Genomic DNA, 25562 nt, shown 5'->3' with positions numbered 1-25562 from the left:
AACACAGTTTGATGTTAAACCCAGCCTTGTGCTGGGTTTTTTTCTTTCTGAACCAGATAACTTTGAATAAAAAACACGCACAGACAAAAAATTAAAGATTTTAAAAAAGGTTCCGATAATTAGTAAGGACGGGGATGAGCCAATGAGCTGAACCCGACACTTAACATCTCATTGATTAAGGAACGCTTATCATGGCATCGATTAATACTAACATCATGTCTCTGGTTACCCAGAACAACCTGAACAAATCACAATCTTCTCTGGGCACCGCTATTGAGCGTCTGTCTTCTGGTCTGCGTATCAATAGTGCAAAAGACGATGCTGCTGGTCAGGCGATTGCCAACCGTATGACTGCACAGGTTAAAGGCCTGACTCAGGCTGCGCGTAACGCGAACGACGGTATCTCCCTGACGCAAACTNTCTGGTCTGCGTATCAATAGTGCAAAAGACGATGCTGCTGGTCAGGCGATTGCCAACCGTATGACTGCACAGGTTAAAGGCCTGACTCAGGCTGCGCGTAACGCGAACGACGGTATCTCCCTGACGCAAACTGCGGAAGGTAACCTGAATGAAATCAACAACAACTTGCAGCGTGTTCGTGAGTTGGCGGTTCAGGCAGCAAGTGACACCAACGGCCAGACTGACCGTGGTTCAATCTACACTGAAATGAAGCAACGTCTGGACGAAATCGACCGTGTTGCTGGTTCAGCGTCTTTCAACGGCACGAACCTGCTGGACGGCACGGCAAGCGGCGGTATCAACATTCAGGTTGGTGCAAACACCGGTGCTAACGAAGTTATCACCATCGACTCTGGCGCGCTGGTTAATGCTAAAACTTCTGGCGGTCTGTCATCTGGCGTATCTAGCGCTGTTGCCGCAATTAGCGGAACAACTGCAAGTGGTGCGGTAAGCGGCATTGGTGGCGATGATGGCTTGGCTCAAAAAATTGTTGATGCCGTTGATACTGCATTGAAAGCGGTAGATACCGCACGTAGTAACCTGGGTGCGATCCAGAACCGTTTCGAATCCACGATCACCAACGTGAACAACACCATCAACAACCTGTCCAACGCCCGTGGCCGAATTCAGGACGCGGATTATGCGGTGGAAGTGTCGAACATGACCAAGGCGAACATTCTGCAACAGGCCGGTACATCAGTCCTGTCTCAGGCGAACCAGGTTCCTCAGACCGTTCTGTCTCTGCTGCGTTAATCGTAAGCAACACAGCTTGATGTTAAACCCAGCCTTGTGCTGGGTTTTTTCTTTCTGAACCAGATAACTTTGAATAAAAAACACGCACAGACAAAAAATTAAAGATTTTAAAAAAGGTTCCGATAATTAGTAAGGACGGGGATGAGCCAATAAGCTGAACCCGACACTTAACATCTCATTGATTAAGGAACGCTTATCATGGCATCGATTAATACTAACATCATGTCTCTGGTTACCCAGAACAACCTGAACAAATCACAATCTTCTCTGGGCACCGCTATTGAGCGTCTGTCTTCTGGTCTGATTAAGGAACGCTTATCATGGCATCGATTAATACTAACATCATGTCTCTGGTTACCCAGAACAACCTGAACAAATCACAATCTTCTCTGGGCACCGCTATTGAGCGTCTGTCTTCTGGTCTGCGTATCAATAGTGCAAAAGACGATGCTGCTGGTCAGGCGATTGCCAACCGTATGACTGCACAGGTTAAAGGCCTGACTCAGGCTGCGCGTAACGCGAACGACGGTATCTCCCTGACGCAAACTGCGGAAGGTAACCTGAACGAAATCAACAACAACTTGCAGCGTGTTCGTGAGTTGGCAGTTCAGGCTGCAAGTGACACTAACGGCAGTACTGACCGTACTTCAATCTACACTGAAATGAAGCAACGTCTGGACGAAATCGACCGTGTTGCTAAATCAGCCTCTTTCAACGGCACGAACTTGCTGGACGGTACAGCAAGTGGCGGTATCAACATTCAGGTTGGTGCAAACACCGGTGCTAACGAAGTTATCACTATCGATTCTGGCGCGCTGGTTAATGCCTCAACGACTTCTGGCCTGTCTTCTGGTGTTTCTACTGCAGTAGATGCAATCAGCGGCGGTACCGGTGCTGCAAGTGGTTCTGGTGCTATCGGTGGTTCTGGTGGTCTGGCACAGCAGATTGTCAATGCTGTAGATACCGCACTGAAAGCAGTAGATACCGCACGTAGTAATCTGGGTGCGATCCAGAACCGTTTCGAATCCACGATCACCAACGTGAACAACACCATCAACAACCTGTCCAACGCCCGTGGCCGAATTCAGGATGCGGATTATGCGGTGGAAGTGTCGAATATGACCAAGGCGAACATTCTGCAACAGGCTGGTACATCAGTCCTGTCTCAGGCGAACCAGGTTCCTCAGACTGTTCTGTCTCTGTTGCGTTAATCGTAAGCAATATGGTATGAATTTTAACCCGGCCATGCGCCGGGTTAAATATATCAATCGTTTGTATTTCAATGTCATCTTAAGCCTGTTTTTAACAACATCGCCATGATCCTTCTATCTTAATTTTTTCCATTCTGTATCTTTCGAACAACTTTTTGCTTATTTATAGTTTCAAAAAATGCCTATAAGTGGTTGTTTATCATACAATAGAACCAAGTGAACAATAAATAATAGACCTTAGTACATTTTGTTAGGAGAAGAACGATAGTTTTGATTTTAATGCTTTAAATAGCATGGTAATTGATTGGTTTATTTATCGTTTAGTTTGATTTTCTCTCTTTAGAATGGAAGTATTTATACATCCGTTTTGTCTACAAGGCTCCTTTCTATGCCACGCGTCTTTATCAGCACACTTCAACTTATCGACTACAGAGATGAAACACTGGCCATTTTGGACCTGATCGATGGATTCATCGATAACGGTTGGAGTGTGGATGTCTATTGCCATCAGTATGATGTGCGCATAAAAAATCTGATAGAGAAGAAATTTCCAGGTAAAGACATTTTTGCCACTGCTGATACTGATCATGTTTTCAATGAAAATTATGATCTATTCTGGATTCAATATTTTTCATTAAGTACAAGTATATTAGACCGGTTCCTGAATGGTGGTGTCACAACGAATATGATATTCGACCACCAGTCCTTGGATAGTCGAGAGTCCGCATCAGCTGATATTTTGCTTGAAAACCGCTTGTGCGATCGAGCGTTAGTCACATTGCCTCGATTAGCCGATTTTTTGAATGAGAGCGGGATAACTAGCTCGTTGATATCTGTGTTCCCTCCTTCTGCTCCTGATTTATATTTTAATCACACTTCACTGGCAAATAACAATAGTCTAAAAAAGATACTTATTGTCGTGGAAGAAACAACACCGATGCTCAAGGCATTGATAAGTGAATTGGAGAAGTTTTCGATAATTTGTGAAATCATGAACCGAGAACAATGGGTTCATAATAATGCCGTTACGGATTTTGATGCTATTGTTGCTAGTGGGGTTATTGCACAATATGCGTTGTGTGCAGGAAAGCCAGCCTATTTGTATCAAGACAATTTTTTCATTGGATACATTACCGATGAATTGGTTGAGGGCAATGTATTTCGGAATGAAACGGCAGGGAAGGCTCTTTCTTCCGAGGAAGTAGCAGAGAGCATTTATAAGGGTTATGAGCAAGCGGCTAAATATACCCAGAAGCGTTCAGATTATTATAATAAATCCTGGCGGTTATCAAATACGTTACCATCACTGATTGACAGCTTGCCAGAGCCGACGCTTAAAAAAATAACCGATCAGGAACTGCAAAGGCTTGCTCTTCATAACTTAACGTTGCAGGATAAAACGAAGCCTTTTTATTCTGTTGATAAGTGGTTGAGCGAGCGGTTGATTAGTCCTGCTCGTCGTGATTTATTACAAGCGTTTATCCAAGCCTATCCAGATGTTGGTAATATAAGTATTGTGGTACTGGCGCAATCTAACGATAAAAATGCCATCAATGCTTCATTGGCTAGCATCCATGAACAATTTTATTTGGCCAAAGAGGTCTATGTATTGACCTCGAATAATTTCGCTTGTGCTGGTGCTCCCGGTACGGTCACATGGTTATCATCCGATTGTGCTGAGGAGAGCCAACTAAATGCCATTCTGGTTCAAACATCAGCATCCTATCTGTTTGTTTTACGTGCTGGGGAACGTTTACTTCCGCATGCATCGTTATTATTAGCTGAGCACCGCCTGCGTTTTCCTTCTGCGAAAGCCTTCTATTTTGACGAAGCGATCCTGAAAGAAGGTAAAGCAGAAAACCCAATGCTTAAGCCAGAATGTAATATTGATATGTTGCGCAGTTTCCCCTACATAGGCCGTAATCTGGCTGTGGATGTATCAACTTTGCGCCAGCAAGGTATTATTCCTTCGATAGGTGAATCTCTTGAACTGCATGATGTTATTTGGCAACTGATAGAACAAGAAGGGCCGCAGGCAATTGGCCATATTCCCGAAGTGCTAGTTTATACCACAGACTCATTGTTCGATTGGTTGAACAGCGACGGTGTGACACAGCATTATCCTGATATTATTCAACGGCATCTTGCTCGTTGCCATGTTGAAGCGGTTGTTTCAGTACGCAACAATGACGGAATATGCCGTATTCAGTATCAACATACAAGTAAGCCGCTTGTTTCCATTATTATTCCTACGCGTGATCATCTGCCTGTCATCAGTCGATGTATCGAAACACTGATGGAGCGTACGCAATACCTCAACTATGAATTATTAATTGTAGATAATCAGTCAGAAGAGGCGGGTGCCTGCCAATATTTGAGACAACTTGCTGCAATGGAGTTAGCTCAGGTTCAGGTTCTGTCGTGGCCACATCCATTTAATTTTTCCGCCATTAATAATTTTGCTGCTCAAAAAGCGAAAGGCGATGTCCTGCTTTTCCTTAATAATGATACCGAAATTACCAATGGGGATTGGCTGGATGCTTTATTAAATCATGCACTACGTCCTGAGGTTGGTATCGTTGGGGCTAAACTGGTGTTTGATGATGGACGCATTCAGCATGGCGGTATTGTATTAGGTATGAATGATAGCGCCGCGATTGCGTTTCAGGGGATGGGAGCAGAATCAAAAGGCTATATGAGTCGTCTCCGTATGACCCATAATGTCAGTGCGGTTAGTGCGGCTTGCATGATGATGCGGCGTGACGTTTATGTTGAGCTTGGTGGATTTGATGAGCAGCAATATCCCACCTATTTTGGCGATATTGATCTTGCGCTTAAAGCTCGACAACAGGGCTATTTGGTTGTGTGGACGCCAGATGCTCAAGTGATGCATTTAGGTGGTGCATCGCGCTTATTGCAACAGCACTTCAAGTTACCACCTTTACCACAAAAGTCAGATATTGACTCACTTTATGATCGCTGGTTGCCGCAACTCGCTAACGATCCCTGTTATCACCCAGCTTACGGTAAGCATGCTCCAGGGTTTTCTCTCACGCCAGAAATGGCAAGATGCCAACGTGCATTACCAGGGCGACCTCTGCCAGTGGTTATTGGGAGTCACAGTGATTGGCATGGATGTGGTCATTATCGTGTTATTTTCCCTTTTCAGGCTCTAGAGAGAGAGATGCATATAGAAGGGGGACTGAAACATGGTGTACCAAAACTGGTCGATGCGGTTGATATGGAACCTGATGTTGTGATTGTTCAATCCGCCGCTGGAGCCCAGACGCCGGAGATGGTGGCACAGTATCGCAAATATACGCGTTCATCTATTGTTGCGGAATTTGATGACTATATTCTTAATATCCCTATCAACAGTGGTAATAGAAGAGCATTCTCACAACAGCTAATTAAAAATTTCCGTCGTTCGCTGGAATCTGTTGATTGGGTTGTGGTTTCTACGCCAGCACTGGCTGAAGCCTATTCAGATTATCACTCAGATATTCGTGTTGCTTATAACCGGCTACCTGCATCCTGGTGGAAAGGGTTAACGAGCCTGCGTCAGCAAGGGCGTAAACCTCGGGTGGGTTGGGCTGGCGGGAGTAGCCATAAAGGTGATTTGGCTATTCTCCGCTCGGTGGTGAAAGCGCTTGAAGATGAAGTTGAGTGGGTTTTCATGGGGATGAAACCTGAAGGTGTGAAATGTGAATTTCATGCAGGCGTCCCTATAGAATATTACCCACAAAAAACAGCGAGTCTGAATCTCGATTTGGCATTAGTACCGCTAGAACATAATCTGTTCAATGAATGCAAAAGTAATCTGCGACTCATGGAGCTAGGGGCTTGTGGGGTGCCTGTAATTTGTACTGATATCGAGCCTTATCGCTGTGGTTTGCCCGTAACACGGGTTGATAATCGTTTCAAAGACTGGATGGATGCAATACGTATGCATATCTCTGATATGGATGCGACAGCAAGAGTGGGCGATCAACTGAGAGATGCCGTGTATAAAGATTGGATGCTGGAAGGCGATGGCTTGACGGATTGGTTACAGGCCTGGTTGCCAAAATAGCGAGATAACGTAGTAACACAACATGAGGACGTGATAGCGCATTGGTTGCTGAAGAGCCAAGGGCGGTAGCATTCTCTCTTTTAGATAATGGCGATAGATTTTTTGTAAACGGCGTATATGGGCGTTTGAGTTTCAGGATAAACGATGAATAAAAAATTTAAATATCCTTATGTAATTACTGTTCCTGGTTATATTGAAGCCTCTCTTGGGATTCAGGTGGTGCATCGCCTTTGCCATCTTATTAACCAAAATGGTGGCGAAGCATACGTTATTTCTCCAGCAACTAACCCAGAATGGAATACGCCACAATTAACATCTGGGAAATTTAACGAGTATAAAGAGTCTGGGGAAGTATTCATCGCGGTTTACCCTGAAATAGAGTCAGGTAACCCTCTGGAAGCACCTGTTTGCGTCCGGTATATGCTGAACAAAGAGGGGGTTCTGAATGGCAACAATATTAATGCTGATGAGGACGATCTCTTTTTCTTTTATCGACAAGAATTTGCTGAAAATGAAGCTAATGCCAATTTATTAACGATATCAACTTATGATTTGTCAGTGTTTTGCGATGATGTTAAAGAGAAAGATCTTGACCTGTTGTATTTAAACCGGGTGCCACGCAGTTGTGTCGATTTTTCAACGTTGCCTGAGAATATAAAAATTTTATCGATGGAGCAGCCACTATCGCTGAATGAACTTGCTAAAGTTCTTAAGCGTGGGCGCATTATGTATACTTATGAAGCATCTGGTACCTGCGCTTTAGCTGGGTTATGCGGCTGTCCCGTGGTTGCCAGGGTTGCTTCAGGGTATGAGAAATATGCCATCACGGAGAATACCTCTAAAGATGCGGGTGATGCTGATGTTGCCTGGAACGATTCCCCGAGTGAATTGGAACGAGTAAAGGAAAATCTTTATAAATATAAAGAGTTTTATGAAGGATTGGAAAGTGTATCCAATCAGCAGTTTTTCAATTTTCTGGAAATGACACAAGATAAAGCACAAGATTGTTATAATAAAAATCATAAAGAAAATATAATGGAATGGGTTAAACGGCGGGAGCTTTCCCCTGAACGAATTTCCCTTATTTCCAGAAGTATTAGTGAATTGGTATCACCTCAAGCTATTTATATTTGCATCTATGATCAATCGAAATCTTGGCGTGATATTTTAACTACATTAGAGTCTTTATTTCCCGTTAAGGAGATGTATTCGAAATTAAACTGTATCGTTTTTACCGATGGAGAATATACGCTTCCTAAAGATTTTGAGTCTTGGACCTCATTATGCGAAACAACAAAGCTAAGCACTACTATAAAAAATATATCAATGGAGCAGCGTTTTAACTGGCTCCAGTATGTGAGGGCTGGCGTTACATTTATCGCAGATGGAATTTTTTCTGCTATATGTTACTTAAATAAAGTGAGTGAATATAGCGCGATTTACTCTGACAAAATATTTATTAATGATAGCGGTGAATTAGGACCAGCCTTTTTACCTGATTTTAGTATTGATTATTTCATTGGTTTCCCTAGCGCATTTTTTGTTGGTTGCTTCTTCCATCAAAGCATATTTAGAGACACGAGCTATTATAATGGCATTTCTCCTGATTTTTTTGATTTCGATATTCTGATGAAGGTGATTACAGAAAAAGGGAATGGAAGTGTCGGCCATTTTTCTGAGCCTTTGTTAATCAGTGAATCAAAAAAAGAGCTAGATAGTAGTAAAGCAGAACAGTTGATTAGTAACTATTTAAGTACAAAAGGCTATGTGAATAGCTTGATTTTACACAATTCCTCAGGTGGATGTCGGATTGTTTATGGTCATACCAAAGATCTACCTAAAGTTAGTATTCTTATCATCGATAGCGGTGATGTCAATATATTGCAACGCTGTGTTATGGGATTGTTGGAAAAATCTAAATATACTAATTATGAAATTTTGATTCTAAGTTGCTATGCTGAGGTTGAAGAGAATCGTTATTGGCTAGAAGAAGTCAGTAAAATTGATCCTAAAAGAATAAAAGTCATTCTATTTCCACATCAGGAAAGCCGCTCAAGACTCAATAATATCGCAGCTAGTCAAGCATCGGGTGAGTATTTACTCTTGCTTGATGTTGCGGTTTTTCCTGCGCATGATGAATGGCTAGAAAATTTAGCCAATCATTGCCTTCGTGATGACGTAGGATGTGTTGGCAGTAAAGTCATTAATCTTAATGAGAAAGTTTATTCAGCAGGAATGATTCTTGGGCTCAATGGTGTAGCTGAAAGTCCTTTTGTTGGAAGCCACTATTCAGCTTCGGGTTATATGCATCGTTTAGCAATAGAACAAAATTATAGCGCGCTCCCCTCATTATGTTTACTAGTAAGGCGCTCGGTTTATCAAGATGTCGGTGGAGTAGACGAGTTACTGACTGAGCAATATCTTGCTGATATCGATTTAAGTCTAAAAATTCGTGACGCAGGTTATCTTTCTGTTTGGACCCCTTATTCTATTGTTGCGACTGATTTATCTCCGGGAAAAAATGATAGGAAGAACGAAACTTGCTCAGAACAAGAGAGTATTATCTATCATAAGTGGGGAGATGTCATTGCTAATGATCCTGCTTATAATAAGAATTTGTCATTAACTAAGGCTTATAGAATAGAAAAATATATCAGGCCGCGCGAGCTATCGCTAGAGCCTCAACGACCGCCTCGCGTAATGATGTATTCTGGCGGTTGTAATCCGATGGAGATATATCGGTTAGACGAGCCTTTTTATAAAATGAGATACAACGGAATGGTTGAAGGGGCTGTGGTTTCAGATTCCCTCGTTATATCTGAATTTTTGCAAATAAAGCCTGACGTTATTATCACTCAGAATCATGTTCAAAGTGGAGATATAATTAATTTCAAGTCGATGAAAGATTGTTTTTCTATTTATGATATGAACCACTATGAATCAAGTAAACTCGATGATAGTAAAAATAAAAAAGAACACTTGAATAAAATAAAAGAGAACTTGGCTTCTTTTGATAGGGTGATTGTTGGGTCTGAAGCATTAGCTGAGCAATATGGTAGAGTGCATCACGATATTCAGTTTTTACCTACATATTTACCTCATTTCTGGAATGATCTTGCTCTTACGGGAAGGGTAAGCGATAAGCCTCGAGTTGGGTGTATAACGCAGGATCTGCGTGATGAAGATATTGAACTGGTTTCCAACGTCATCCGTGATTTTTCTCACCACGTTACGTGGGTGTTTTTGGGGGCTTATCCTCCTAAACTGAAGCCCTTTATTCATGAATATCACCGCTATCACGGTTTTACGCATTATCCCCAACAGTTAGCCTCTCTCAATCTTGATTTTGCAATAGCGCCGTTGGCTGATAATAATACTAATCGAACCCGCAGCAATATTCGTTTATTAGAGCTTGGTATATGTGGAATACCGGTTATATGCAGTGATATTTTATGCTACAAAGGCAGGCTTTCCGCTAATCTTGTGAAAAACAGATACAAGGACTGGTCAGCTGCAATGAATCAATATATCCATGATGTTGATTCGGCCAGAACGGTTGGCGCTGTGTTGAAAAGCGAAGTTCAAGAAAACTGGATGCTTAATCAAAAAAATCTGGGAATTATAAAGAAAGTTTGGCTTCCACGATGATTTATTATATTAAGGGCTGTTTATGAAAAATGAAATATATGTTACCAGTCCACTACTTCCCCCGCTTGAGGAGTTTATTCCTTATTTGGAAAAAATATGGGAGAACAAAAGATTAACGAATGGTGGACCTCTACACGAACAGCTTGAAGAAGAACTGGCAAAATACTTGGGAGTTAAGTACATCAGTCTTTTTTCAAATGGCACGTTGGCACTATTGACTGCATTGCAGACGTTGCGCATTACTGGTGAGGTTATTACTACTCCTTACTCTTTTGTTGCTACCTCACACTCGCTTTTGTGGAATGGGTTAAAACCCGTATTTGTAGATATTGATCCTCTGACGTGCAATCTTGATCCTGATAAAATTGAACAAGCCATTACTTCTAATACCTCAGCTATTATGCCGGTGCATTGTTATGGTATTCCTTGCGATATTGAACGTATCCAGACGATTGCGGATAACTACGGACTGAAGGTTATCTATGATGCTGCCCATGCATTTGGCGTAAAAAAAGATGACTATAGTATTCTAAATCATGGTGACCTATCTATTCTTAGTTTTCATGCGACGAAAGTTTTCAGTACTATCGAGGGTGGCGCTATTATATGCTCTGATAAAAAGACCAAAAAACGCATCGATTATCTTAAAAACTTTGGTTTTGCTGATGAGGTCACTGTTGTTGCACCAGGCATCAACGGTAAGATGAATGAGGTACAGGCTGCATATGGGTTGCTACAAATTGCACATATAGATGTCGCGTTGAAAAAAAGGAAAGAAATTTATGACTTATACGCTGAGCTTTTAAAAGACGTATCAGGGATTAGGATAACAAGTATTCCGAGTGATGTAACTTGGAATTATTCTTATTTTCCTATATTTTTGTCTGAATCTTTTCCTAAAAAAAGAGACGAGTTGTATGAGTATTTAAAGACGAAGGATGTTTTCGCGCGACGTTATTTTTATCCATTAATTAGTTCATTCCCTATGTACAGAGGTTTAGACTCAGCTGAAGAAAGTTTATTACCTAATGCAGTATATGTTGCTGATAATGTATTATGTCTTCCTATTTATCCTGATTTGTCTGAAGAAAATATATTGAAAATAGTTGGGTGTATAATTTCTTAATTAGTTATATTAAGCATCTTTTGCTATTTTTAGTAAGATAAAATTCTGGTTTTAAATAATATTTACATTGGCTGATTTTATTTGGAGAGTAAATATGGCTTTAAATTTTTTAGTTTTTCCTAGTAATATGCCTGAGTCTAAGGTGTTCTCCAATTTTGCTAGCTCAATTGGTGGTAACATCGTACATGCATCCTCAGAAAATAAAATAGATAGTAACACTCAGTATCTTCCTTACATTACGGATGAATCTTTTCCGTCTGAGTTCGAAGATATGCTACGCAATAATAATATTAACTATGTTTATTCGCCACACCATGTAGTCTGGCATTATTTGAATAAATTAAAAGAAACAATATCATACGATTATTCGGTTTGTGATTTACCTCCGTTAGATTCTGTTTTTAATAATGTAAAAGAGGCATGCTTATGGGCTAAGGAAACAAAGGCGGAAATATCTAAGAATAATCAGGGTAATTCTATTACAGCATTGAAAGAAAATGAATATGCAAATTTATATGTAAAATATAACGATATCCCAGGGCAAAGCGATAATGTTAAACTCAGAGCTCTATGTTCGATATTTACGGATACCCCAAAAGGGGATGTCGTTGAAATAGGTTCCTTTTTAGGTCGATCTGGGTTTGCTTTATCCTGGTTAGCTCAACAATATGAAATTGGTAATGTTATATGTGTAGACCCTTGGGAAGGTGAGCTCAGTGGTGATCAAGGCAACGATGATAAAGTACTTCTTGTCAATGAGTCTCGCGATCAGGTTAACTGGGATAGTGTTTTCTCTGGTTTTCTTACATATAACTCTGGACAGAAAAATTTAACCTATATTCGAGCTGTTTCTGAGGCCGCAGTCTCAGAATATCTGGCATCGACAAAGAGTGGTAAAATTTGTAATAATGACTTTGGATGTATAAAAATAGATGGAAACATATCGCTCCTGCATATAGACGGAAATCATAAGTATGAGGAAGCTAAAAAAGATGTTGATAATTGGTTTCCTCTTGTTAAGAGCGGTGGATGGGTGCTTATTGATGATTATGACTGGGCATTTGGCGAGGGGCCGAAAAAAGTTGGCGATGAGTTAGTAAATAATCCTCGAGTGGCACATCATTTTATCGAAGGAGATACATTATATATTAAAATCCGATAGTGATTTTAATAATATTTTCTATGGGTAAATTATTAATTGGATACGTGATTGCATACAGTAAATAATATAAATCATAGCCATTGATAGAAAAATACTTCGCCGTTTTATAACTCGATTCGGATGAGTTATTGCCAGAAGTAATATATTTTTTCGTCAAACTATTATCGAAAGTCAAAGCACTCAATGCAGAATGAGTCGTGCTGCGACTACAATGGACCGAAAATACGTACATTAGTCCTTGCAAGATCTGAGTCTATAGTAATAGCTTGCTGGTCTAATTAGGTGTATTACCGAAATTTATCCATTTTTAAGTAGAGATAAAGGATGTTTTTGATACGACGGTCTCTGCTTTGAGTGTTACTATGAAAAATAAAATTTTAGCTATTTATGGAACGGGTGGCCTAGGTAGGGAATTTTTTGATACGGCGAATAATATAAATACAGTATCAAATTTGTGGTCAGACATCGTTTTTATTAATGATTACGAAAATGGTGGAGAAATTCTGGGTGCCAAAGTGCTCAGTTTTGAATCCATCATAAAAAATAAGGATACTTGCGAGATTATTATCGCTATTGGCGAACCCTCTTTACGTGAGAAACTCTTTGATAAAGCTAAAAGTAATGGGCTGAAAATCGCTACACTGATTGATCCAACTGCACGGGTTTCACCCAGCGCAATAATAGGTGAAGGTAGTGTTTTATGTGAGTACTCCTCGATTCACTGTAATGTGAACATTGGTAAAAACTGCCTTGTTCAGCCATATAGTTTACTTGGGCACGATATTATTGTTGGCAGTCATTCTGTTTTCTCTGCTCATTCTGCACCCGGCGGTGCATCTGTTTTTGGTGACAGAGTCTATGTCGGTATGCATGCAACGATTAAAGAAAAACTGACTGTCGGGGATGATGCTATAATATCTATGGGATCGGCTGTATTCAGAGATGTTGCAGCACGTTCTGTCGTAGTAGGTAATCCTGCGCGTGTTACTAAAGGAAATGATGAGGGGAAGGTTTTTTTGTAAAAACAACTTACTCGTCTGTCTATGTGTTACGTGTTTTTTATTTTAATCCAACATCATTAATTTTTTATTCAAAATGCACCTGTTTACAGTTTAGGGCTATTTGATCGATCCATTAAGTAAATCTTGAACTTAAATATTATGAGGAAGCTATGACTAATTTAGATAAATATACCAATGCATTTGCTACAACATTTGAAATTGAAGCATCAAGTGCGAGCGAACTGAAATACCAGTCTATTGATGCATGGGACTCTGTAGGGCATATGGGATTGGTCGCTGCAATAGAGGACACCTTTGATATTATGCTGGATACTGACGATATTGTTGATTTGAGTTCATTCAAAAAAGGGATAGAAATATTAGGTAAATATAATATTGAAATCTCAGAGGGTTAACAATGAGCGAGTCTTCTATTTTAAGAAACCTCTCTCCTGTTGAGATTCAAAAATATCAGCAGAATCGCTATCCTTGCTTTTTTTTAGACTCAATCGAGGAGGCTCTTCCTGGGAAGAGTGCAAAAGGATTCAAAAACTTTACTTATAATGAGTGGTTTTTTCCTGCTCATTTTGAAGATGAGCCTGTTGTTCCTGGATTCATTCAAATAGAGACTCTAACACAAGTTTTTTTAATGACATTTTTAACTATCCCTGAGAATAAAGGAAAGAAAACAGGTTTTTTATCTGTCAAAAATGCCGACTTCAAGAAGAAAATTATCCCGGGAAATCGCCTGGATATCATAGCTGAATTAGGCTCCTATCGTCGGGGTATTGCCAGTGGAAAAGCTACTGGTTTTGTTAATAATGAATTAGCGTGCCAGATTGATTTAGTTGTTGCTGTACCTGATACTTTGAGTAAATTTCTTCCGAAGTAATATTTTTTAGGAAACCTTTATGATACGCGTCGCAGATTATGTTATGAAACGTCTATACCAAGAAGGGGTTGAACACCTCTTTATGGTAACAGGCCGAGGGGTACTTTATTTGTCTGACGCTGCCGCCAAGCAGGAAGGGCTAGACTGCATCTGTGTTCATCATGAACAAGCAGGTGCATATGCTGCGATGGCTTATTCTCAGGTAAATCATAAAATAGGTGCCTGTCTGGTTTCTACAGGATGTGCCTCCACAAATGCAATTACTCCTGTGCTCTGTGCCTGGCAAGATGACGTCCCTATGATTGTGATCTCAGGGCAGAATTCATTAAAAGAAACCGTAACATATACTGGGTTGCCTATAAGAACTTATGGGCAACAGGAAGCTGATATCATCAGTCTGGTTACGCCTATTACCAAATATGCGGTTATGGTTTCAGATCCTGAAAGTATCGCGATGGAGCTGGATAAGGCCTTTCACCTTGCTTGCTCCGGTCGGAAAGGTCCTGTATGGATTGATATTCCTCTCGATATTCAAAACATGCGGGTTGATGAGGATGAACTAAAGCGACTCGAGTTTAATGAGAATAAGCTATCTGCTTCTGATAGCGACATGGAATTTCTATTAGAGGCGTTAGCTGCCTCTGAACGTCCTATTGTCTTAATTGGTAGCGGTGTTCGTTCTGCAGGAGCAGAAGCTGTTTTAGATACAGTGATTGATAAATATTCAATACCGGTTGTTTATTCGGCTTCGGCTACGGATATATATAAATCTGATAAGAGACTGTCAATCGGTGCCGTAGGCACAATGGCTACAAATAGAGCGGCAAATTTTGCTATGCAGAATGCCGATTTATTAATTATTGTTGGCTCTCGTATGACATCGATGACTACGGGAAGCAACCCAGAAAAATTCGCGAGATGTGCGAAAATTATTGCTATTGATATTGATGAGAATGAATATAAAAAGGCGAATTTGGCAGTAGATAAACTTATACTATCGGATGCTAAAGATTTCTTGAATAAACTCAACAGTAAAGACATAAATACAAGTTGGAATGCTTGGGTTGATAAGTGTTTGCACTACAAAAACATATTTCCTAAATGTGAAGATAAATATAAATTAGACGGGAAAGTTGATTTGTATTATTTGGCCGATGTTCTCTCTGCACATTTGGAAAATGATGCGGTTTTTGTGACTGACTCTGGTTTAGAAGAGTTGATTATGCCAACAACCATATCGTTTAAAGAACAGCAAAAGTGTTTACATCCTGTATCTCAGGGGGCGATGGGATACGCATTACCTGCAGCGATTGGAGCATACTATAGTTCAGGGAAACAAATTGTTGCTGTTGTTGGTGATGGCTCCATAATGATGAATTTGCAAGAATTGCAGACTATTAGACATAATAATTTACCTATTAAAATTTTGGTAATTAATAACAACTGTTATGCCGTTATTAGAAAAAGGCAAGTCGATTTGTTTAGAACGAGAACTGTCGGCACAGATGCTGATAATGGTGTATCTTGTCCTGAATTTGAAAAAGTTGCTAACTGTTTTGATATTCAGTATCAACTCATAGAAAGTACAGATATGGTTGATCAAAAACTTCAGGAAGTTTTGAGCTGTGAAGGTCCTATTCTCTGTGAGATTTTGAGCCCTGAAGATCAAGAGTATATTAATACCTCTTATGTTCGTAACATGAAAGGACGCTTTGTCCAGAGGCCATTGGAAGATCAATCTCCTTTTCTGGAACGAGAACTGTTTTTATCAGAAATGATTATTGATCCTATTGATCAGTAAAATATATCGAGGTACATGATGGCAGATATTTTATTACGGGATGGTAAAATAATAGGGTCTTATAAAAAACCGTATATTATTGCAGAAGTGAATTCAAGTCATAACGGAAATATTGACGTCGCAAAAGAAATGATCATTAAAGCAAAAGAAGCTGGATGTGATTGTGTAAAGTTTCAATCTTGGTCTACGGATTCATTATACTCAAAGGATTACTATGACAGTAACCCTATTGCAAAACGGATAATCTCAAAATTCTCATTGCCTGAAACTGAGCTGTTAGAGTTGTCTAAGTATTGCAATGAAATAGGAATCTCATTCTCTTCGACTCCTTACTCTCATGGGGAAGTGGATTTCTTAGTAAGCGAATGTAATGTCCCATATATTAAAATTGCTTCTCAAGATGTTAACAACTATCCCTACCTTGAATATATTGCTAGCAAGAATGTACCTATCATTCTTTCCACAGGAATGGCCGAGCTTGATGAAATAAAAAAAGCTGTTGCTGTCATTGAAAAGCAAGGTAATCGCAAAATAATCCTATTGCATTGTATTTCAATTTATCCTGCTGAGCCAGAGACGATAAATCTTAATAACATAGTAGGACTGAGAGAGATTTTTAGCGATTACCCAGTAGGGTTTTCAGATCACTCTTTAGGGACTGAGATGGCTGTCGCCGCTACTGCGTTAGGGAGCTGTGCCGTTGAAAAACATCTTACACTAGATAAGAGTAAGATGGGTATGGACAACAATATGGCCATTGAACCAGAGGAAATGAAGGCCTTGGTTCATGGCTGTCATAATGTTTTTTCTGCTATGGGTAATAAAGAAAGAATGGTATCAGCAGAAGAATATGAACAGCGTAAAAAAATGCGCAGAAGCATAGTGTTTGCTAGAAATTTACCTGCAGGGCACAAATTATCGATCAAGGATATGGATTTTAAGCGTCCCGGTACAGGGCTTGCTCCAGAATTAACGGATAGATTAGTTGGACGTGTTTTAAGCAGAGACGTTGAGGCAGATCGACTGATATCCCAAGATGATATTAGTGGGGAATTATAGTTAAATGCTTAATTATCAAGCGGGTGATATCACTATCAACCGCTTTATTTTTCCATATATCAACTCTAATATGTATATCATGTTAGGGGGATGCTCTGCGTTAGTTATTGACCCTCATGAATCTGAAAGTGCTTTTATATTGTTAAAAAATAACAATATAAAAGAGATCGTTATTTTATTAACGCATGAGCATCCTGATCACACGTCCGGCGTGAATTGGCTAAAATCCATATTTAAAGCAACTCTGATCTGTCAAAAGAAATGTGCAGAATCTATTCTTGATGAAAGAAATAATCGACCAATTCTGATATCTTTTATTCTTGCGGAGCAGGATAGGGCTAACGGTACTGATTTTGCCAAAGAATTTAATAAAAAATTTCTATCTTACTCGTGTGTAGCTGATATCGTTTTTGATGATGAAATGACTTATCTTTGGGAAGGTAATGAAATAAGGATGACGTCAATCCCCGGGCACTCAGCAGGAAGTATATCTATTATTATTAATGGTAAAGTTTCTTTTACTGGTGATTCACTATTAAAAGATGTGCAGGTCATTACCAGATTTCCAGGTGGAAATCGTAAAAGCTATAACGATATAGCATTGCCTTTCTTTTTTTCTCTAGATAAAAGTATTGTATGTTTCCCAGGCCATGGTGATAGTTTTACTATAGGGGAAAAAATTCATGCTGTTTGATTTTAATAACTACATTGATAATACTGCCATCATTACCGACGATGGTCGCGAAATTTCTTATAAGGAATTGGATTCATTTAGTAGTGAATTTGGTGAGAAAATAAAAAAACGGACTTTAATTTTTAGTTTATGTTCTAATTGCTTGGGGGCAATGGTTGGGTATATTTCAGCATTAAAGCATGATGTTGTCCCATTACTTCTTGATAAAGATATTGATTCAAAGTTATTGAGCAATCTTATTGAGATTTATAGACCCGAATATATTTATGCACCGATTGAGAAGCAAGTGCTCTTCTCATATAGGACTGTATTTGTTCGACATGGATATGCGTTGCTAGAGACAGATATTCATAATAGTGAAGATAATGATTTAAACCGAGATCTGGCTTTATTGCTAACGACATCTGGCTCAATGGGAAGCCCGAAATTAGTTAGACAGAGTTATAAAAACATTGAGTCTAATGCGAAAGCAATTGTTGAATATCTTGGCATAGCAGAAAACGATCGTGCAATTACTCTGCTACCAATGAATTATACCTATGGGCTATCTGTAATTAATTCTCACTTTAGCATTGGTGCAAGTGTTGTATTAACCAATAGTACGTTAATGCAAAAGGAATTTTGGGCATTATTACAAGAAAGTGCTGTAACATCTATTTCTGGCGTACCATACACTTATGAAATGCTTGATAAATTAAAATTCATGAGAAGAGATCTTCCCCAGTTAAAGACGCTTACGCAAGCAGGTGGAAAGCTATCAATAGAGTTGCATGAAAAAATTTCCCAGTATGCACACGATAATAATAAGAAATTTTTTGTAATGTATGGGCAAACAGAAGCAACAGCAAGAATGGGATACCTGCCTGCAGAAAAAACGTTAGAGAAAATAGGCTCAATGGGTATTGCTATTCCTGGAGGGAAATTTTCTTTAATAGATGAAAACGGTAACTTAATAAATTCGCCTGAAACCGCAGGGGAACTTGTCTATCATGGAGATAATGTAACGCTGGGGTATGCCAGTTCGCGCGAAGATCTTTCCCAAGGCGATGACTTCAAAGGAAAATTGCTTACTGGAGATGTTGCAAAGTTTGATAGTGATGGTTTCTTTTATATTATTGGGCGAAAAAAGAGATTTTTAAAAATATACGGAAATAGAGTGAATCTTGATGAAACTGAACGTTTAATAAAATCCAACTTTAAACATATCGACTGTGCTTGTTGCGGCATTGATGATGCCATGGATATTTATATTACAAATGATGATAGTGTTCAGGATGTTAGAGATTTTATTGCTAAAACTAGTAAGATAAATTTTTCTGCTTTCAAAGTTAAATACATTTCTTCCTTGCCAAAAAATAACGCCGGAAAAATATTATATAGTGAGCTTGGGAAATAAAAATGAACAATCTTGAGAGTGTGTTGAATTTAGACCCGTTTTCAATGGGGCAGCAGGAGAAAAATGATTTTTTAACGCGTAGTTTAGGAGAGTTAACTCGCCTGCACTATAGGCACTGCGCTCCTTATTCAAATATTATAGACGCGTTAAAATTTGATGTTCTTAATATCAACTCCTATTACGATATTCCCTTTCTACCTGTAAGCCTTTTTAAAGAGTTAATGTTAAAATCTGTATCTGATGAGGACGTGTTTAAAACAATGACCTCATCAGGGACAACGGGGCAAACTGTATCCAGGATTTATCTGGATAAGGCAACAGCGAGTAATCAACAAAAGGTACTGGTGAAGATCGTTTCCTCTTTTACCGAAAGCTCTCGTATGCCGATGCTGATTATTGATAGTTCAGCCGTAGTAAAAAACAGAGCAATGTTCTCGGCAAGAGGTGCTGGTATATTAGGTTTTTCTATTTTTGGCACCGATAGAACCTATGCTCTAGATGATGAAATGAACATTAATCTACCCGTGATTAAAGCATTTCTGGAGAAACATAAAGGAAAGAAAATACTGCTGTTTGGTTTTACATTTATGGTTTGGCAGCATTTTTATAAAGAGTTTGTCAAATCAGGCGACAAGCTTGATTTATCAAATGGATGTTTGATTCATGGAGGAGGGTGGAAAAAACTGGCTTCTGAGGCTGTTTCACAAGTAGAGTTTAAAAACATACTAAAAGCACAGTTTAATCTTAGCGATATCCATGATTACTACGGTATGGTCGAGCAAACAGGATCCATTTATATGGCGTGTGAGCATGGACATTTACATGCTAGTAATTACTCTGATGTGATCATTCGTCGCCCATCTGATTTTTCTGTTTGCAACCCCGGTGAAACAGGTATTGTCCAGGTTGTATCTATTTTACCGCAATCATACCCCGGGCATTCTTTGCTAACAGAGGATGAGGGGGTTTTATTAGGTATCGATGACTGTCCTTGTGGCCGGAAAGGTAAATATTTCAAAATTAATGGCAGACTTCAAAATGCAGAACTCAGAGGGTGCAGCGACACTTATGCAGCAAGAAATTAACGATATCTCTTATGTTGTCGGAAATGAAAATACTCTGAAAGCAATGCCTGATGTTCCGGCTATGAGGATTTTTGATGACAAAAGTATTATTTTTTTGAATGCGTTGTCTACGCTGCTGATGAAAAAAGCTAAAGATTATTCAGATGTGATAACGTTTGCTTTTTGGTGTCGAAGAGTCTCATTGTTAAAAGAAAAAAACAAATACGATGATATTCTGGAACGATTCGGTAAAGGCGTCGTTTTTCATTCTACGCCATCTAATGTGCCTGTTAATTTTGCTTTTAGTTTCGCTGCAGGTTTGTTAGCGGGTAATTCCAATATTATTAGATTGCCAGCTAAAGACTTTCCCCAGGTTTCTGTCATCTGTGATGCTATAAATGAACTTGTCTCCGGCGATTTTTCTTATATCCAGCCTTATGTGTTAATGGCGAAATTCCCTACGGTTAGAGCTGTTCTTGATAGCTTGTCGGCTATAGCCGATGCTCGAGTGATCTGGGGGGGCGATCAAACAATCGCTAATATCCGGCAGTCGGCTATGAAACCAAGAGCAAATGAAATAACATTTTCTGACAGGCATTCTATATTAATTATCAACGCTGATTTTTATTTGTCTGCCGATGATAAAGAAAGGATTGTTCAGAATTTTTATAACGATACTTACTTTTCTGACCAAAATGCGTGTACGTCTCCAGCATTTGTCTTTTGGCTCGGAAGTAATATTGAAGCAGCAAAGGCTGATTTTTGGGAAAAAGTTGAGAGTAAATCTATCAGAGATTATCATCTCTCACCTGTACAATCTGTTGGTAAATTATCTAAATCCTATCAAATTGCGGCGAGTTCTGATGTAAAAATCATAAAGAACCGTTCTAATCATCTTACAAGGGTCGAACTGAAAGAGTTGGACCCTCATATTATAAATTATAAATATAATAGTGGTTTTTTCCTTGAGTACTCTATTCAGGATATAAGGGAAATCTTATCTATTTGCTCTGAAAAATGTCAGACAGTAACTTACCTTGGACTAAATAAAGAAGACTTTGACGTATTCATTTCTTCGAGTCCGAAGGGAGTCGATAGGATTGTGCCAATGGGTAAATCTATGGATTTCTCTTTAGTATGGGATGGCCACGATTTGATCCGAGAGTTGTCACGAAAAATTACTTTTCAATAAGGTTTTTAGCTTTTGGGAATCTATGCGCGATATTTTTGTTTTTTCGCGCTTAGAACGTAGTTATATATAATGGAAAGGTTTTATTTATGAGAGTCGCCTTAGTTGGAAATTGTCAGCTCGAAATTATTGGTGAGTTGCTGAAAGGTAATAAAAATATAAGTGGTCATGAGTATAACTATATTTTTAATACACCAATTTATAAATTAAAAGAGAAGGTTGATGTTATAAATTTCTACCATGAGTTAGAGTCTTGCGATGTTATTTTTATGCAGTATCACTCAGAACGATGGGGGCGTTTTTCTACCTCCGCACTGGAAAGATACTTTGATATAAAAATGCTTCCGACTATGGAATCTCGAGTATCCAGCCCACAATTAGCCTACATTGATAAAGAGTTGCCTGACTTGATGGTTTATGTAGACTATCGGTTTCTGCATTTGTATCTCTCTGGTTTTAATTATCAGGATGCCATCACTCAATACCATAATGTTAGTTTGTCCCAAGATAAAAAACATGCTGCACTGATCGAAGATGCTGATAAATATAAGAGGTTGTATAAATCAGGAAAGCTGATTTTTGATTACTCAGATTACTATTTATCTTCTTTATCTCAGGATCAAGACTGTTTTTCAACAATTAGCCATCCGAATAATAAACATTTAAGTTTATTGTTTGAGTCAATACATCTTAATACGTTTGGTGTTCATGAAACATTTAACCTTAATGGTCAAGAGTTGCTGAATAATTACAGAGCGCCTAGACTTGGTAGCGGCGATGAAAACTATTGTATGATGAGAGATTCAGGATTGTCGCTTGCCTGCAAAATAAATTATTCATTTTTTGATAAGTATAGCCGAACTGATTTGACTAAAGCATTGACTAGCTCAAACTACTATAATTTTCTTAACGACGAATATATGAATTTTTAAATTTCAGCTCATTCTAATGGAATATCAATCTTAGTAATGTAGAGATATTCCATTAGCTTTTTTAAAATAAATTACGATTTAACCCTCATTATCCCTTCAAGCGCTAACTTATAATTCCCGCATCGTTGGTAATAGTCGAGAGATTCAGGTTTCATGCCAAAACATTCCAATATAACTGCTATGTTGTAATTGGCTTTATACGTTCCAACACCTTGTTTTCGACCTGGGCCCATCTTCGTGCAGAGCTGAAATGTATCGATAGCATTCTGAAAATCAGCATTATTCATAAGTATTAATGCTTTTAAAAACATGAAGTCGGTGGAAGAACAGAGATCTTCATATTGTAAAATATCTAATGCTTTTTCATATTGTGCGGTATTAATTAAACAATAGCCGTAACATTCAATCAGGACTTCGTTGTAATCCTGATGCATATCTTTTTGTAGATGTAGTGATGTTTCAAAACTTTGTGCCGCTCGCTCATAATCCTTCCCCAGATAGTAACTTTTTCCTAATTGATAATGCAGATAAGCATCTGCACTTGTTTTATCGATGGCATTTTTGAGTAATGTAATATTGCGAGCGATCTTATTTTTGCTTTCTATGATTTCTTTTTTGTAACCATTATGCACGAACGATAGTGATGCATCAAAACGTCCATCTGGCGCTTTTCCAGTGTTTTTCTTGCAAATTTGCTCATGGATAATGCCAAAAAACTCATAATATTCTTTGTTGAAAAGCCGACTTATACGTTCTTGAATTAAATCTGTCTCTTCCGAATTTTCATCATTAGTAATGCTAGCAATTTCTACGGTGCCTACCTGTGTCGGATGTGTGCTAATGAGCTCTGAAAGCAGTGCTACATCAAATTGATTAATCACTTCATCGGCATCAACAACTAAAATCCAATCATATTTGGCAAATTGTAGTGAGTAATTTCTCGCAGCGGAGAAATCTGATATCCATTCAAAGTCATAAACTTTGTCAGTAAAATTTTTGGCAATATCTTTTGAGTCATCGGTTGAGCCAGTGTCAACGACAACAATATCGTCGAAATATTTTACAATCTCTTTCAGTGCGTTGCCTAAGTGCAAAGCTTCGTTTTTCACGATCATGCAGACTGATATCATTTGTGCACCGCATTTTTAATGACTTGATATTACTCAATACTATATTAATTTATCAGTGATAACAATTTGATACTTGTTCTCTGTTGACAGCGATAAAATGGCGAGTGAGAGTGGCCGTAGGTTTTTATATTATTGATTGTAATGCTTTTGACACGCATTAGTGTTTACATCTACCGATGCTACACGTTTCACATTACTGTTGACCCTATGAGGGGAAAATTCGGGTTTATCTGTTCAAGATCTGCGCTAGAATCATCTCCCTTCGAAAGAGATATACATCACAGATTTGCTGTCGCATTGCACCATCTGTACGTGCCATTTGTGTTTCTCTCTGCAGACTCCTTACTCAATCCTGTCATACATAGCATGAATAACCCTCCTTTTTTGACGCTATTCAGGCGATTGGCTACCCTACCTAAAAGCATAATAGTGTCGATAACATTATCATCGTAGGTATTTGTCACTGTGAGCGATTTGTATACCGCCGAAGGCACAATGGATAAAAATTCCCTTTGGAAGCGCTATGTTCCACTAGTGCGCCATGAAGCCTTGCGTTTACAGGTTCGTCTCCCCGCGAGCGTCGAGCTTGACGATCTGCTACAGGCTGGCGGTATCGGCTTGCTAAGCGCAGTTGAACGTTATGATTCGTTACAAGGTACGGCGTTTACCACCTATGCCGTCCAACGAATTCGCGGTTCGATGCTGGATGAATTACGCAGTCGTGATTGGGCTCCACGCAGTGTACGGCGTAATGCGCGGGAAGTGGCACAAGCTATGCAACAGGCTGAACAGCAGCTCGGTCGTACTCCAACGGAGCAGGAAGTTGCGCAGACCTTGAATATCACGCTTGAGGATTATCGTCAGATACTGCTGGATACGAACAATAGCCAGCTTTTCTCTTACGATGAATGGCGTGAAGAACATGGTGACAGCGCAGAAGCGTTACTGGAAGGCAATGAAGATGCGAACCCATTGCATCAACTGATGGAAGGCAATTTGCGCCATCGTGTAATGGATGCGATTGAAAACCTGCCAGAGCGCGAGAAGTTGGTGTTGACGCTTTACTATCAGGAAGAGTTGAACCTGAAAGAGATCGGTGCCGTTCTTGAAGTCGGAGAGTCGAGAGTCAGCCAGTTGCATAGCCAGGCGATAAAGCGCCTGCGCGTGAAATTAATGAACGATGTTTAATTGCGCTGCGTAGGAATACTGTTATCAAAGTATATCTTCGGTCACTGAAGCAGCAGGCCATGGCAATGTTTGAATATTGATGCGCCCTTTACATCAGTATTTAGATGATTAATGTCACCTGTTTTTAGCACACCAGATTCTCTGGCGTAATGAACGATGCTATCGCTTTACATTGAAGTTATATATTGTCATGGAATGGATTCATGCACCCATCAATTCGGAAGAAACAGCTCCTAAGCCGTTATCTGAAAGACTTCAAACACAGACAAACCAACTGTTCCCAGTGTGATAAAGAGCTCGACCGCGTTTCACTGGTATTTCGTAATCAGCTTATCAATAAAAAATCGATCGGCAGCATCGACAGGCTTATCGATGATGACATCTGGTCCGGTCTGCAACAGGAATTAATCCCACTTTGCCGCTTTTGTAGCGAAATATTATGCAATACCACTGCTAGCTATTTCGATATTAAAGCTTTCACACAGTATCTGATTGAGCAGACTGAAGTCCGCCATAGCACGATGCGTGAGTATGTCATTCGCTTGCGGCGCTTGGATGAGCTGCTGGCCGCCAATAATTATCCTGCAGAAACCTTTTCTCGGCACCGTGATGGAGTGCAGCAGCGCGTATGTGATTACCTTCCCGGTATTGAGCAAAATATTTACCGTAGTGCCTTACGAAAATACGATCAATATCTGGACTGGCAGCGGCATTTCTGACGTGCATCATGCGTCGTTTTCAGGCTGACATTGCCAAACCATGGGATACTGACTATAGATAAATGT

Annotated in this window: 20 protein-coding genes and 1 pseudogene; 20 read left to right on the top strand and 1 reads right to left on the bottom strand. The window is 39.4% G+C overall.

The features are described from left to right. Window positions 1–191: 191 nt before the first annotated feature. The 18 genes and pseudogenes from QWJ20_RS12145 to QWJ20_RS12060 form a co-directional block, all read left to right on the top strand. Window positions 192–419, top strand: a pseudogene (locus QWJ20_RS12145) (flagellin FliC); the annotation flags it as partial. Window positions 420–426: 7 nt separating this feature from the next. Beyond that, the gene (locus QWJ20_RS12140; RefSeq protein ID WP_433992667.1) at window positions 427–1212 is read left to right on the top strand and encodes a flagellin; all 786 of its coding nucleotides are present in this window, start codon (window positions 427–429) and stop codon (window positions 1210–1212) included. Between the two features lie 198 nt (window positions 1213–1410). Further along, window positions 1411–1584: a hypothetical protein gene (locus tag QWJ20_RS12135; RefSeq protein WP_433992635.1), complete on the top strand. Its 174-nt coding sequence runs from the start codon at window positions 1411–1413 to the stop codon at window positions 1582–1584. Further along, the gene (locus QWJ20_RS12130; RefSeq protein WP_040035978.1) at window positions 1533–2423 is read left to right on the top strand and encodes a flagellin; all 891 of its coding nucleotides are present in this window, start codon (window positions 1533–1535) and stop codon (window positions 2421–2423) included. Before QWJ20_RS12135 ends, QWJ20_RS12130 begins: the two co-directional genes overlap by 52 nt. 388 nt (window positions 2424–2811) lie before the next feature. Then, window positions 2812–6495 carry a glycosyltransferase gene (locus QWJ20_RS12125; protein ID WP_433992634.1) on the top strand — a complete coding sequence of 1228 codons (3684 nt, stop codon included), beginning with the start codon at window positions 2812–2814 and terminating at the stop codon, window positions 6493–6495. Window positions 6496–6639: 144 nt separating this feature from the next. Further along, window positions 6640–10143, top strand: coding sequence for a glycosyltransferase family 2 protein (locus tag QWJ20_RS12120; RefSeq protein WP_433992633.1), 3504 nt, complete (start codon window positions 6640–6642; stop codon window positions 10141–10143). Window positions 10144–10165: 22 nt separating this feature from the next. Next, window positions 10166–11269: a DegT/DnrJ/EryC1/StrS family aminotransferase gene (locus QWJ20_RS12115; protein WP_433992632.1), complete on the top strand. Its 1104-nt coding sequence runs from the start codon at window positions 10166–10168 to the stop codon at window positions 11267–11269. A 94-nt stretch (window positions 11270–11363) separates the two neighbouring features. Next, entirely contained in the window at window positions 11364–12431 is a 1068-nt protein-coding gene (locus QWJ20_RS12110) for a class I SAM-dependent methyltransferase (RefSeq protein ID WP_433992631.1), read from the top strand. 362 nt (window positions 12432–12793) lie between these two features. Further along, complete coding sequence (locus QWJ20_RS12105; RefSeq protein ID WP_433992630.1) at window positions 12794–13453, top strand: acetyltransferase; 660 nt, start codon at window positions 12794–12796, stop codon at window positions 13451–13453. A gap of 149 nt (window positions 13454–13602) precedes the next feature. Continuing rightward, the gene (locus QWJ20_RS12100) at window positions 13603–13848 is read left to right on the top strand and encodes an acyl carrier protein (protein WP_130621686.1); all 246 of its coding nucleotides are present in this window, start codon (window positions 13603–13605) and stop codon (window positions 13846–13848) included. Window positions 13849–13850: 2 nt separating this feature from the next. Next, on the top strand, window positions 13851–14324 hold the full coding sequence (locus QWJ20_RS12095) for a 3-hydroxyacyl-ACP dehydratase FabZ family protein (protein ID WP_433992629.1): 474 nt from the start codon (window positions 13851–13853) through the stop codon (window positions 14322–14324). Between the two features lie 19 nt (window positions 14325–14343). Further along, on the top strand, window positions 14344–16125 hold the full coding sequence (locus tag QWJ20_RS12090) for a thiamine pyrophosphate-binding protein (protein ID WP_433992628.1): 1782 nt from the start codon (window positions 14344–14346) through the stop codon (window positions 16123–16125). A 15-nt stretch (window positions 16126–16140) separates the two neighbouring features. Then, a complete protein-coding gene (locus QWJ20_RS12085; RefSeq protein WP_433992627.1) occupies window positions 16141–17184 on the top strand; it encodes an N-acetylneuraminate synthase family protein in 1044 nt (347 codons plus the stop codon). A gap of 4 nt (window positions 17185–17188) precedes the next feature. Next, the gene (locus tag QWJ20_RS12080) at window positions 17189–17878 is read left to right on the top strand and encodes an MBL fold metallo-hydrolase (RefSeq protein WP_433992626.1); all 690 of its coding nucleotides are present in this window, start codon (window positions 17189–17191) and stop codon (window positions 17876–17878) included. Continuing rightward, the gene (locus tag QWJ20_RS12075; protein WP_433992625.1) at window positions 17868–19274 is read left to right on the top strand and encodes an AMP-binding protein; all 1407 of its coding nucleotides are present in this window, start codon (window positions 17868–17870) and stop codon (window positions 19272–19274) included. The genes QWJ20_RS12080 and QWJ20_RS12075 overlap by 11 nt, the downstream gene beginning before the upstream one ends. Before the next feature lie 2 nt (window positions 19275–19276). Beyond that, a complete protein-coding gene (locus QWJ20_RS12070) occupies window positions 19277–20359 on the top strand; it encodes an acyl-protein synthetase (RefSeq protein ID WP_433992624.1) in 1083 nt (360 codons plus the stop codon). Then, window positions 20343–21530 (top strand): acyl-CoA reductase, encoded by a 1188-nt coding sequence (locus tag QWJ20_RS12065; protein ID WP_433992623.1) that lies wholly within the window; start codon window positions 20343–20345, stop codon window positions 21528–21530. Before QWJ20_RS12070 ends, QWJ20_RS12065 begins: the two co-directional genes overlap by 17 nt. An 86-nt stretch (window positions 21531–21616) precedes the next feature. Continuing rightward, a complete protein-coding gene (locus QWJ20_RS12060; RefSeq protein WP_433992622.1) occupies window positions 21617–22459 on the top strand; it encodes a WcbI family polysaccharide biosynthesis putative acetyltransferase in 843 nt (280 codons plus the stop codon). A 71-nt stretch (window positions 22460–22530) separates the two neighbouring features. Here the strand turns inward: QWJ20_RS12060 and QWJ20_RS12055 are convergent, their stop codons facing one another. After that, window positions 22531–23574 (bottom strand): glycosyltransferase family 2 protein, encoded by a 1044-nt coding sequence (locus tag QWJ20_RS12055; protein WP_249682284.1) that lies wholly within the window; start codon window positions 23572–23574, stop codon window positions 22531–22533. A 480-nt stretch (window positions 23575–24054) separates the two neighbouring features. Between QWJ20_RS12055 and QWJ20_RS12050 the strand changes: the two genes are divergently transcribed. Both QWJ20_RS12050 and fliZ read left to right on the top strand, forming a co-directional pair. Then, a complete protein-coding gene (locus QWJ20_RS12050) occupies window positions 24055–24777 on the top strand; it encodes an RNA polymerase sigma factor FliA (protein WP_039485657.1) in 723 nt (240 codons plus the stop codon). Window positions 24778–24980: 203 nt separating this feature from the next. Then, window positions 24981–25496, top strand: a complete 516-nt coding sequence (gene fliZ / locus QWJ20_RS12045; protein ID WP_010306119.1) for a flagella biosynthesis regulatory protein FliZ — start codon at window positions 24981–24983, stop codon at window positions 25494–25496. The last annotated feature ends 66 nt before the right edge of the window (window positions 25497–25562 follow it).

Source organism: Pectobacterium sp. S5, assembly GCF_051707265.1.
Classification (GTDB): Bacteria; Pseudomonadota; Gammaproteobacteria; order Enterobacterales; family Enterobacteriaceae; genus Pectobacterium; species Pectobacterium polare.
The sequence above is the reverse complement of the archived record's forward strand: the minus strand, read 5'-3'. Positions and strand labels throughout refer to the sequence as shown.

Bases quoted from the DNA above. Each gene is read 5' to 3' on its own strand.
- QWJ20_RS12135 (WP_433992635.1), top strand. From the start codon at position 1,411: ATGGCATCGATTAATACTAACATCATGTCTCTGGTTACCCAGAACAAC.
- QWJ20_RS12130 (WP_040035978.1), top strand. From the start codon at position 1,533: ATGGCATCGATTAATACTAACATCATGTCTCTGGTTACCCAGAACAAC.
- QWJ20_RS12125 (WP_433992634.1), top strand. From the start codon at position 2,812: ATGCCACGCGTCTTTATCAGCACACTTCAACTTATCGACTACAGAGAT.
- QWJ20_RS12120 (WP_433992633.1), top strand. From the start codon at position 6,640: ATGAATAAAAAATTTAAATATCCTTATGTAATTACTGTTCCTGGTTAT.
- QWJ20_RS12115 (WP_433992632.1), top strand. From the start codon at position 10,166: ATGAAAAATGAAATATATGTTACCAGTCCACTACTTCCCCCGCTTGAG.
- QWJ20_RS12110 (WP_433992631.1), top strand. From the start codon at position 11,364: ATGGCTTTAAATTTTTTAGTTTTTCCTAGTAATATGCCTGAGTCTAAG.
- QWJ20_RS12105 (WP_433992630.1), top strand. From the start codon at position 12,794: ATGAAAAATAAAATTTTAGCTATTTATGGAACGGGTGGCCTAGGTAGG.
- QWJ20_RS12100 (WP_130621686.1), top strand. From the start codon at position 13,603: ATGACTAATTTAGATAAATATACCAATGCATTTGCTACAACATTTGAA.
- QWJ20_RS12095 (WP_433992629.1), top strand. From the start codon at position 13,851: ATGAGCGAGTCTTCTATTTTAAGAAACCTCTCTCCTGTTGAGATTCAA.
- QWJ20_RS12090 (WP_433992628.1), top strand. From the start codon at position 14,344: ATGATACGCGTCGCAGATTATGTTATGAAACGTCTATACCAAGAAGGG.
- QWJ20_RS12085 (WP_433992627.1), top strand. From the start codon at position 16,141: ATGATGGCAGATATTTTATTACGGGATGGTAAAATAATAGGGTCTTAT.
- QWJ20_RS12080 (WP_433992626.1), top strand. From the start codon at position 17,189: ATGCTTAATTATCAAGCGGGTGATATCACTATCAACCGCTTTATTTTT.
- QWJ20_RS12075 (WP_433992625.1), top strand. From the start codon at position 17,868: ATGCTGTTTGATTTTAATAACTACATTGATAATACTGCCATCATTACC.
- QWJ20_RS12070 (WP_433992624.1), top strand. From the start codon at position 19,277: ATGAACAATCTTGAGAGTGTGTTGAATTTAGACCCGTTTTCAATGGGG.
- QWJ20_RS12065 (WP_433992623.1), top strand. From the start codon at position 20,343: ATGCAGCAAGAAATTAACGATATCTCTTATGTTGTCGGAAATGAAAAT.
- QWJ20_RS12060 (WP_433992622.1), top strand. From the start codon at position 21,617: ATGAGAGTCGCCTTAGTTGGAAATTGTCAGCTCGAAATTATTGGTGAG.
- QWJ20_RS12055 (WP_249682284.1), bottom strand. From the start codon at position 23,574: ATGATCGTGAAAAACGAAGCTTTGCACTTAGGCAACGCACTGAAAGAG.
- fliZ (WP_010306119.1), top strand. From the start codon at position 24,981: ATGCACCCATCAATTCGGAAGAAACAGCTCCTAAGCCGTTATCTGAAA.